Origin of the sequence: Nocardia sp. NPDC057455 (assembly GCF_042802775.1) — a bacterium.
Taxonomy (GTDB): Bacteria; Actinomycetota; Actinomycetes; order Mycobacteriales; family Mycobacteriaceae; genus Nocardia.
Genome location: NZ_JBHVDM010000197.1, coordinates 1 through 2199, shown reverse-complemented (window position 1 = coordinate 2199; position 2199 = coordinate 1). Strand labels below are relative to the sequence as shown.

The 2199-nt window shown below is 69.6% G+C and carries 3 protein-coding genes; 1 reads left to right on the top strand and 2 read right to left on the bottom strand.

Annotated features, from left to right (window positions below; translation table 11 throughout):
• Positions 1-20: 20 nt before the first annotated feature.
• Entirely contained in the window at positions 21-356 is a 336-nt protein-coding gene (locus ACFU5M_RS34400; protein WP_043691230.1) for an RNA polymerase-binding protein RbpA, read from the bottom strand.
• A gap of 242 nt (positions 357-598) precedes the next feature.
• Between ACFU5M_RS34400 and ACFU5M_RS34395 the strand changes: the two genes are divergently transcribed.
• Positions 599-919 carry a hypothetical protein gene (locus ACFU5M_RS34395; RefSeq protein WP_379055788.1) on the top strand — a complete coding sequence of 107 codons (321 nt, stop codon included), beginning with the start codon at positions 599-601 and terminating at the stop codon, positions 917-919.
• Here ACFU5M_RS34395 and ACFU5M_RS34390 read toward each other — a convergent pair.
• A complete protein-coding gene (locus ACFU5M_RS34390) occupies positions 891-1973 on the bottom strand; it encodes a hypothetical protein (RefSeq protein WP_379055786.1) in 1083 nt (360 codons plus the stop codon). The genes ACFU5M_RS34395 and ACFU5M_RS34390 overlap by 29 nt on opposite strands.
• Positions 1974-2199 lie beyond the last annotated feature (226 nt).

Sequence of the window (2199 nt, the reverse complement as noted above, 5' to 3'; positions counted from 1 at the left end):
TATCCGTGATGTGCGGACCGTCAGGCGCGGCGGCGGGTCTTGAGCAGTTCGAGGCGCTCCTTGAGCAACTCCTCGAGCTCCTCCTTGCTGCGGCGCTCCAGCAGCATGTCCCAGTGCGTGCGCGGCGGCTTGACCTTCTTGGCCTCCTGGGTGGTGCCCTCGATCAGCACGCCCTCCTGGCCGTTGCGGCACAGCCAGGTCGGCGGGATCTCGGCGTCGTCGGCGAAGGGAACATCGAATTCCTCGCCGTTGTCGGTCCGGTACCGGGCGATCCGACGCGGAGCCAGGTCGTGGTCGCGATCGGTCTCGTAGCTCACCGCTCCGAGCCGACTACCTCGGAGTACGCGATCTGCCATGGTGTGCCTCTCCCTGTGTGCTCGAGTCTTCGTGCGCTGCGACCGTGTCCGCACGAGTGCGCGGGGCACCCGCCGGACCCTGTGTACAACGATCGGGCCTGCGCCGATAGTTCCCGACGCGGCCGCGGTGAACCGTTCCATTGTAGTGCCCGCGCCGCGTCGGCCTCCTCACGCCCGCCGCGGGGTGATTCGCCGGGGTCGCTGAGCGGAGCGCGGGTGGCGAGCGATTAGTGTTCTGCGTCATGTCGCGCCGCTTGTCCTGCCAGTGGTGTGGGCGGGAGATCGTGGAATCGGAGGCCGGCCGCCGTCGCCGGTACTGCCGCCAGTCCTGTCGCCAACGCGCCTACGAACACCGCAACAGCTTGAAGGGAACCGGGATTCCCGACGACGCGGTTGTACTCAGCGCCCAGGAGGCCGCCGACCTGGCCGATCGCTGGTTCGCCGCCCGCTGTGCCGCCGAGGACGTCGCCACCGCCATCGGGGAGGGTGCGACAGCCGAGGAGCTGGCCGCGCTCGGCGCGACTCTGGTCGCGCTCACCCGTGACGCGGAACGTCTGCGGTGACCGGCTCCCTCGCCAGGCGGCGGTGTGCGCCGCCGGTGCCCCGATGACGGAGATACACCGCACCGAGCAGTGCTCCTACGGCCGCGGCGAGCCCGCTCGCCGCGACCCAGGTGGCCGTGTCCGGGTGGACCAGTGACTGAGCGCGCATGGCCTGCCAGAAGACCAGCGCCAGCAGACCGGCATATCCGGCTGCCAGCACGCCCACGACGGCCGCGCGGGCACGTTCCGGGCGCAGCCAGCGATAGCGCGGCGCGAGCCAGGCGAGGGTGACGGCCACCAGCAGCAGCACCTGGATGCCGTGCAGTCCGACGAAGTGCGGAACGCGCAGGTCGCCGCCGACGGTGCTCCAATGCGTGATCGGGAGGCCGCCCATGGCGTCGCGCGGTGCGAGATCGCCCGGGTCGGCGACAACGGTATGCCCCGCGGCCAATTCGACGATCCGTCCGTCGCTGTCGCGGACGAGCTGCTTCCCGGTGAAGCCCATCGAATAGCCCAGCGCCATGCCGACGACGGCCAGCGCCAAGCCGGCATGGATGGCCCGTGCCGTCGGGCGGTCGACCAACCGCTGCCAGGCCAGGATCAGCACGATGAGCAGGTTCGCGAGGAACAGGCCGGGCACACCCGAGGCGAAGACCACCTGACCGATCGAGTTCACCGGGTCGTCCTCGGTGTTGAAGTGGCTGAATGTGCCGCGTGCGGCCTGCAGCACGATGAAACCGACATCGATGATCCCGGTCACCGCGAACACCGTGCCGAGCCACCAGGTGGCACGGCTTCCCTTGTGCGGCAACGACAGCAGCCACGCCAAGGTGAGGCTGTAGAGGAAGAACGCGAGGCCGAACTTCATCGGCTTGAGCCAGACCGACTCGCCCAGCAGTTCGCGGTCGTCGACCAGCATCGCCGCGAGGGAGAACAGGACGAGCGCGGCCATCGCGGCCACCGTGCCGAGCAGCGGTCGATGCAGCCGCCACCCGCGCATCGCCGCGTTCGTGCTCGCGCGCGACCTTCGCGCCGACGATCCCTCCCGGGGAGCGGCGAAATGTGTTGTGGACATGAACCGAAGGTAGGAATCGTGGACGCTGTGCGGCGTCCCGCCGCGGCGCTATTCGCGCCTAGTACCTCGGTATCGGGTCGCGCTCGCGGACGCTACCGCAGGGGCGGCGGCACAGGTGATCTCCGACCGAAGCGAGATACTCGAGCGGCTGGGTATCCGCTGCGCGAAAGCCGTTGGGGCGCCGCGCGTAGAGATGAGAAGCGGGCCGCGAACGCGTCGTTGCGTC

What these genes read in the sequence shown, in the direction of transcription:
- ACFU5M_RS34400 (WP_043691230.1), bottom strand. Translation starts at nt 356, where the DNA reads ATGGCAGATCGCGTACTCCGAGGTAGTCGGCTCGGAGCGGTGAGCTAC.
- ACFU5M_RS34395 (WP_379055788.1), top strand. Translation starts at nt 599, where the DNA reads ATGTCGCGCCGCTTGTCCTGCCAGTGGTGTGGGCGGGAGATCGTGGAA.
- ACFU5M_RS34390 (WP_379055786.1), bottom strand. Translation starts at nt 1,973, where the DNA reads ATGTCCACAACACATTTCGCCGCTCCCCGGGAGGGATCGTCGGCGCGA.